Source organism: Syntrophomonas zehnderi OL-4 (genome assembly GCF_000983115.1).
In the GTDB taxonomy this organism is placed as follows: domain Bacteria; phylum Bacillota; class Syntrophomonadia; order Syntrophomonadales; family Syntrophomonadaceae; genus Syntrophomonas_B; species Syntrophomonas_B zehnderi.
Genome location: NZ_CGIH01000049.1, coordinates 44389 through 51604, shown reverse-complemented (window position 1 = coordinate 51604; position 7216 = coordinate 44389). Strand labels below are relative to the sequence as shown.

At 44.6% G+C, this 7216-nt stretch carries 5 protein-coding genes and 1 other RNA gene; 5 read left to right on the top strand and 1 reads right to left on the bottom strand.

Annotation, left to right across the window (positions count from 1 at the left end; all coding sequences use genetic code 11):
* Positions 1–717, top strand: a 717-nt coding sequence (locus AAV90_RS12865) for a formate/nitrite transporter family protein (protein ID WP_157609581.1), incomplete at its 5' end; no start/stop codon positions are given.
* Between the two features lie 353 nt (positions 718–1070).
* Positions 1071–2021: a helix-turn-helix transcriptional regulator gene (locus AAV90_RS12860; RefSeq protein WP_046499880.1), complete on the top strand. Its 951-nt coding sequence runs from the start codon at positions 1071–1073 to the stop codon at positions 2019–2021.
* A gap of 933 nt (positions 2022–2954) precedes the next feature.
* Here AAV90_RS12860 and AAV90_RS12855 read toward each other — a convergent pair.
* A complete protein-coding gene (locus tag AAV90_RS12855; RefSeq protein ID WP_046499832.1) occupies positions 2955–3248 on the bottom strand; it encodes a hypothetical protein in 294 nt (97 codons plus the stop codon).
* A 266-nt stretch (positions 3249–3514) separates the two neighbouring features.
* Between AAV90_RS12855 and rnpB the strand changes: the two genes are divergently transcribed.
* From rnpB to AAV90_RS12845, 3 genes are all read left to right on the top strand, one after another.
* An RNA gene (gene rnpB / locus AAV90_RS14240) (RNase P RNA component class A) lies at positions 3515–3931 on the top strand.
* A 223-nt stretch (positions 3932–4154) separates the two neighbouring features.
* Entirely contained in the window at positions 4155–5570 is a 1416-nt protein-coding gene (locus AAV90_RS12850) for a sigma-54 interaction domain-containing protein (RefSeq protein ID WP_242847571.1), read from the top strand.
* A gap of 429 nt (positions 5571–5999) precedes the next feature.
* On the top strand, positions 6000–7199 hold the full coding sequence (locus AAV90_RS12845; protein WP_242847570.1) for a thiolase family protein: 1200 nt from the start codon (positions 6000–6002) through the stop codon (positions 7197–7199).
* Positions 7200–7216: the final 17 nt, after the last annotated feature.

Below are 7216 nucleotides of genomic sequence, written 5' to 3'. Positions count from 1 at the left end.
GCGAATGTATTTTTATTTGGCGCCGTCTTCTCGGTCGGCCTGATGCTGGTCGTAATCGCCGGGGCAGAACTTTTTACCGGCAACAACATGGCCTGTATGGCCGCCGTTTTAAACGGTAAAGCCACTTGGGGCGGCCTCTTTTATAACTGGGTAGTCGTCTACTTTGCTAACTTTGCCGGCTCCTTGTTACTCGTATATATTATTTTTGCAGGTATGTACTGGTGTACTAAAGATGCTACCGGCGCGCTGGCTATTTCCGGCATGGGTGCCAAGGCGGTAGGAATAGCCCAGGGCAAAATGTCTTTGACTTGGAGTGCTGCTTTCTTCCGTGGTATCTGCTGTAACTGGCTGGTGTGCCTGGCTGTGTGGATGGCATTCGCCTCCAAAGATGTGGTAGGCAAAATCTTTGGCATCTTCTTCCCCATCATGGCTTTCGTGTCCAGCGGATTTGAGCACTGCGTGGCCAATATGTTCTTTATTCCCATGGGCCTTACCATTGCCAACGCAGCTCCCCAAGCCACTGCAACAGCTATGAAAATGACACCTGATGCGGTTGCCCAATTTTTCACCTACGGCAACTTTATTAATGCCAACCTGATCCCGGTTACCCTGGGGAACATCGTTGGCGGAGCTATTTTCGTTGGTATGGCCTACTGGTTTGTTTATCTGAGAGATCCTGCGGCCAAGGTTGCTCAGGATAAAGGCGTTAAAGCCTAAAATGATTAGCGCCGGCCAATATTTATAAGCTGCCTTTCCTGATTAAATCCCTGGTCTTAGCCCCACGGGGCGAGACTGGGGATTATTAATTAAAAAATAAATGCGGCGGATTAATCAGACACATATTTATTAATAGCGACCGTTAGGGAGCATAAGTAGTCCCCGCAGGGGACTTTTAATATGATTGGCACAGATTTAATCTTAAATTAGCAACACGCTATCTGCAGCCAAATTACACTGCTTTTTTATGGCTGGTTGTGGTCAGCACTCAATTTGGGAGTTGCCCTTGAATTGCTTTCCAGTTTACTTGAATTGTGCTAAAATTACTTAAGATTTGGAGGTAATTCATTATGATGAGGGAAGATAGTTCTTTAACCCCGGAGGAAGTTGCCAATATTCTTAAAATAAGCAAGCTAACCGTTTATGAAATGGTTAAACGCGGAGAACTTCCGGCTTATCGGATAGGCCGCAAGATTCGTATAGAACAGAAAGATATTGAAGCTTACATAAGGCAAGGCAAGAAATCTAATATGGCAGAAACAGGAGCAACCATGCCATCCGATTTGCAACCTCCCCGCCAGGAATACCCGTTTAATGCCCCGGGTCTGGTCATCTGCGGTCAGGATCTGATTTTAGACATACTTTGCCGTCACTTGGAAACACATCCTCAAGGCTGCCGGGCTTTTCGGCATAATGCCGGCAGTTTTGCAGGCCTTTTACAGCTTTATCATGGGAACGCCGATATGGCAGGTATTCATCTCTGGGATAGTGACAAAGACATTTACAATATTCCTTATGTTCGACGCATCGTCCCTGGTATCCCAACCGTAATTATTCACTTGGCCATGCGCCAACAGGGTTTCTATGTGTCCCAGGGCAACCCGCTGGATATTAAAGGCTGGGAGGATCTGGCCCGACCCGAACTGCGTTTTATTAACCGGGAACCTGGTTGCGGTACCAGGGTTCTTCTGGATGAGCATTTATATCAGATGAAACTCAACCGGCACGAGATTAACGGTTATGAAAAAGAAAGTACTTCCCATCAAGCTATGGCCAGCGCAGTTGCCCGAGGCGATGCGGATTTTGCCCTGGGTAACGAAAAAGCGGCTATGATGGTGAGAGGTATTGAATTTATTCCCCTGCAAAAAGAACGCTACGAACTGGTTTTGAGAAAAGAGGATCTACATAAACCAGAATTTCAAGCAGTTATGGAGATACTAGCCTCGACTGCCTTTAGATCTGAACTCGCGGGACTCGGGGATTACGTTCTGGATGAAACAGGTAAAATCGTTGCAGAAACATAGCCCGGCACTTAATAGGTTGGATAGCAAGGGATGCCTTCTTGCGGGGCACCGATATCGCTTCCTTTATAATCTCCTCTTCCATTATTGAGTGCCGGGTTGATATTAAGGTTACCTCGTGATCAGCGTCTATTTCCTTACTAACCCGCCCATAACCGCAGGTCACAACCACCTCTGAAAATGTTGCGTGATACAGATGGGAAAGCTCTGCTTCCCACCGGAAGCTAAAGCTTCCGCTACATCGGAGCGACCAAAGGTTGCCCCCTGCGGGGACTACTGATGCTCCCTAACGGTCGCTATTAAGGTTGCTGTGTAAATCTGTCTTATCTGTGTTATCTGTGTCTATTAAAACCGCGTAAATCTGCGTAAATCCGCGTGATCCGCGTCTATTAAAAATCTATTTTCTTACTATATGGTTCGCTATACATACGGGGAAGCTCTGCTTCCCACCGGAAGCTAAAGCTTCCGCTACATCGGAGCGACCAAAGGTTGTACCCTGCGGGGACTACTGATATGAACTTCGTTCATAATTAAGGTTGCTGTGTAAATCTGTCTTATCTGTGTTATCTGTGTCTATTAAACTGCGTAAATCTGCGTAAATCCGCGTGATCCGCGTCTATTAAAAATCTATTTTCTTACTATATGGTTCGCTATACATACGGGGAAGCTCTGCTTCCCACCGGAAGCTAAAGCTTCCGCTACATCGGAGCGACCAAAGGTTGTACCCTGCGGGGACTACTGATATGAACTTCGTTCATAATTAAGGTTGCACCCTACGGGTACTACTGATGCTCCCTAACGGTCGCTATTAAGGTTGCTGTGTAAATCTGTCTTATCTGTGTTATCTGTGTCTATTAAACTGCGTAAATCCGCGTGATCCGCGTCTATTTACCTGTTAAATGCAAAAAGGCGGCGCATGCCGCCTTTATTGATTTATTATTCGTTAGGTTTGGTTTCCGCCATCAAGGCAAATGCAAATATAAATACCCAGATTAGGGATGCCAACAATGCTATGGTTGCTCCGCTCCAATCACCGGTAGCATGAATTAGAGCATTTCCCTTGGCATACAAGTAATTAAATACTACCATGCCTAAGCCGGTTAGGATAAACACCCATTTTCGCAATTGACCGGATAATTGGAAACCCTTTGCCCATCCGCAAAATTTCAAAAATATGTAGATTGCTACTACAACCAGCAAGATGGTAAAAAGTGGATTGTCAGCTAACACCTTTTCACCCCCCTTAAATTATTGCTCTTGTTTATTATTCTATTACTAAGCTTAATCTTAAACAAGGATATTCTGAGCCAAATAAAAACTCTGCGCGGATATATATATCCGTTTATCTATAAATATTAGTTCTCTAAAAGCAAGCATATTCCTGCCAAGCATTAATTTTTTTTTATTTATCGCATACTATTACACATTTCTATCTATTTACAGAGTTTAAAAAGGGGTTTTTGCATAAATTCCTGTTTTGATGTATAATATTTGAGCAAGTAAATCAGATAGTCGCGGGTATTTTACCCGAGGAAAGTCGGAGCTCCGTAGGGCAAGGTGCTGGATAACGTCCAGTGGAGGCGACTCCAAGGAAAGTGCCACAGAAATAAACCGCCGGTAACGGAGGTCAGAGGTCGGAAGTCGGAGGACAGAACTTAGAGATCGGAGTTAGGATAAAAGAGCGCTTCTGGCTTGTGACCTTCGTTAACGGTAAGGGTGGAACGGTGAGGTAAGAGCTCACCAGCAAACTGGTAACTGTTTGGCTAGGCAAACCCCACCTGGAGCAAGACCGAATAGAGGAACATAAGGTTGCCCGCCTGTTCCCGGGTTAGGTCGCTAGAGGTGCCAGGTAACTGACATCCCAGATAGATGACTATCAAATACAGAACTCCGCTTATAGATTTGCTTGTTTCATCGCTAAAACCGCCTTAACTGGCGGTTTTGGCGTTTTATAAACCTATTTTTCCTAGATCTTTGAAAGCTACTCTCGGATAGGATTGCCTTCCCCTATTCTATACTCCAATCCCTTTTATTCTCACCTCTCACCCCAAATAGAATGATTATTTGCCATAATTTTGACAATATTCTTGCATTTGATATGGTATATTTATAATTAGGAAAAAATTTTATTTAATAATGCATGTTAGAAAGAAGGGTATGGCATTGGAAGGGCTACATGTTACTGATGCTACATATCATCTGGAAAAGCTAGAGTTGATGATTGAAGACCCTTATACGGGTGTTATCTATATAGACAACCATTGCCGGGTAATATATCTTAATCAGACCTTAGCCAATATCTTGGAAATTGATAAATCGGAAAGCATTGGAAAACCAATCGAGGCTATTATGCCTCGCTCCCGCTTACCTGAAACCATTAAATCGGGTGAAAGCAACCTCTGTGAAATCTGTTCCATTAAGGGTCGAAAAATGGTAGCCATGCGGGCGCCTATTTATGACAAGGGTCAGATTGTAGGTGCCATGTCCAAAAGCCTGTTTTTGGATATGTCCACGGCTATAAATATGGCATCTTATTTCAGTTCCCCAGATTCCGGGGATGCAGAGATCCACCCTATAAATTCCGGTTACAAAACGCGTTACACCTTGGATAACATTATTGGTTCAAGTTCCACTATTTCCAAACCAAAGGCCATATCTAAACAGGTTGCCAACAACATTTCCAATGTTTTAATTATTGGTGAAAGCGGAACCGGGAAGGAATTGTTTGCCCAAGCCATTCACAATGCCGGCACGCGCCGCATTGCCCCCTTTGTACGCATCAACTGTGCCTGCATACCAGAAAACCTACTGGAATCAGAATTATTTGGTTACGAAGAAGGGGCTTTTAGCGGGGCCAAAAAAGGCGGTAAAAAAGGTAAATTAGAAATGGCTGCGCACGGTACTATCTTCCTGGACGAAATCAGTGAGATGCCCCTGGCTATGCAGAGCAAACTCCTGATATTTCTTCAGGAGCGCGAATTTGAAAGGGTAGGCGGAAGTCACACCATTACTGCTGATGTGCGGGTTATCGCCGCTACCAACGTTAACCTGGAGGAAGCGGTTTTGCAGGGCAAATTTAGGGAAGACCTGTATTTTCGCCTCAATGTAGTAACCCTGATGTTGCCTCCCCTGCGGGATCGCAGCGAAGACATTCCTCTTTTGGTCAATCATTTTATGGATAAACTCAGCCGCAAGCTTAATACCCCGCGCTTCGAAGTCGATTGTGACGCCTTATCCCTTTTAAAGTCTTATAAATGGCCCGGAAACATTCGTGAATTAGAAAATCTACTGGAAAGGGCTATTAATCTAGCCTGCATTGATAATGAATCAACTATCAGGCAACATCACTTCCCGACCCTGATTGAGAATAACGTTGAGCAAAACCTGGATCCTAATATTAACCTGCCGTTGAACAAGGCATTGGAAAACCTGGAGCATCAGATGATAATACGCTCTTTAAAATACTGCAACGATAATAAAACCCTCGCTGCCAAAATGCTGGACATTCACCCTTCCGTACTCTACCGCAAATTAAAAAAATATAACCTTTAAAACTCGGTGCAGTTAAGCATTGCCGCAATGCACTCTAACAACGTTGCCTGAGTAAAGGCATATAGAAAACACTTCTTTTGTTGTTAACCTCACATCTTCTTGCAACCTTGCAAAAGTATTCGCATATTGAGATATTCTTAAGAATCACCCCATCATTGACCGTCATGGGTTTATGGATATTTAGCTGACAATCCTATTCTCAAATTGCTATACCCCCACTTCTTTTATGCCACTTTATAAGCTGCAAAAGCCAGTTTCTTGAGTCCTGAATATTTTTTATAATATTGGCACAATTCTTGCAATTTAAATGGATACATTGCTTATTTTGGCGCTGCAATTTAAGCAATATTTGCTTCAAGTATCGGGCATAACCATTTAGGTCTTGCTCAAATCTTAGGATTTTTTATTTGGAAAGGAGAGTTTGATCAGGTGAAAGAAGTTGTGATCGTAAGTGCATGTCGAACCGCCATCGGCAAATTTTTGGGTAGTCTTAAGGATGTTAGTGCTAAAGAATTAGCCATTACTGCTGGCAAGGCTGCGATTGAAAGGGCCGGGGTTGCGGTCGAAATGATTGATGAACTGGTAATGGGTCAGGTATACCCACACGCCCAGGGTTCTTTGCCTTCCCGCCAGGTGGCCATGGCGTTGGGACTTCCGGTACGCAGCAATGCTTGTAATGTAAATCAAAATTGTGCTTCGGGAATGCGAGCTCTGGAGATTGCCTGCAACAATATTCAATTGGGAAAAACCGATATTGCCCTCGTAATCGGAACAGAGAGCATGACCAATGCGCCTTACCTGCTAACCAAGGCACGCAGTGGATATCGCATGGGCAACGGCAGTATCGAGGACGTAATTACGCTAGATGGTTTGTTTGATGGCATGGTTCCCGGACATATGGGTATTACCGCTGAAAACGTAGCTGAACTCTACGGTATCACCCGTGAAGAGTGCGATGAGCTGGCCTTAATGAGCCATCAGCGGGCCACCCGGGCAGTCCAGGAAGGCATTTTTCAGCGGGAGGTCGTTCCTGTAGAAATAAAAAGCAGAAAAGCCACTACCCTATATGCTACCGATGAACATATGATTCCCGATGCCAACCTTGAATCAATGGCAAAATTGCCTTCTGCCTTTAAGAAAGGCGGAGTCGTTACGGCTGCCAACGCCTCCGGAATAAATGATGCAGCTGCTGCCGTTATAGTAATGTCTAAATCCAAGGCCGGTGAATTAGGAATTAAACCCTTAATGAAAATGATCAGCATTACCGCCGAAGGCGTAGAACCCAAGCTTATGGGTTTAGGTCCGGCTGTAGCTATCCCTAAAGCACTCAAGCTAGCCGGACTCAAATATGAAGATATTGAATACTGGGAAATCAATGAGGCCTTCGCGGCCCAGTTTATTGGCGTAGGCCGGATGCTAAAAAACGATTTTAATATTGATTTATCCATGGACAAATGCAATCACAATGGATCAGGTATTGCTCTGGGGCATCCAGTAGGCTGTACCGCCCTGCGCATCATTGTTTCCTTGTACTATGAAATGGAGCGTCTGGGGCTTACCCTGGGCGGGGCTTCGCTCTGTGTTGGCGGCGGACCGGCCATGGCCTCCCTTTGGACGAGAGATATTTAAGTTTGCTACTGCATTTA

Excerpts from the sequence above, each read along its gene's own strand:
- AAV90_RS12850 (WP_242847571.1), top strand. The coding sequence starts at position 4,155 with ATGCATGTTAGAAAGAAGGGTATGGCATTGGAAGGGCTACATGTTACT.
- AAV90_RS12860 (WP_046499880.1), top strand. The coding sequence starts at position 1,071 with ATGAGGGAAGATAGTTCTTTAACCCCGGAGGAAGTTGCCAATATTCTT.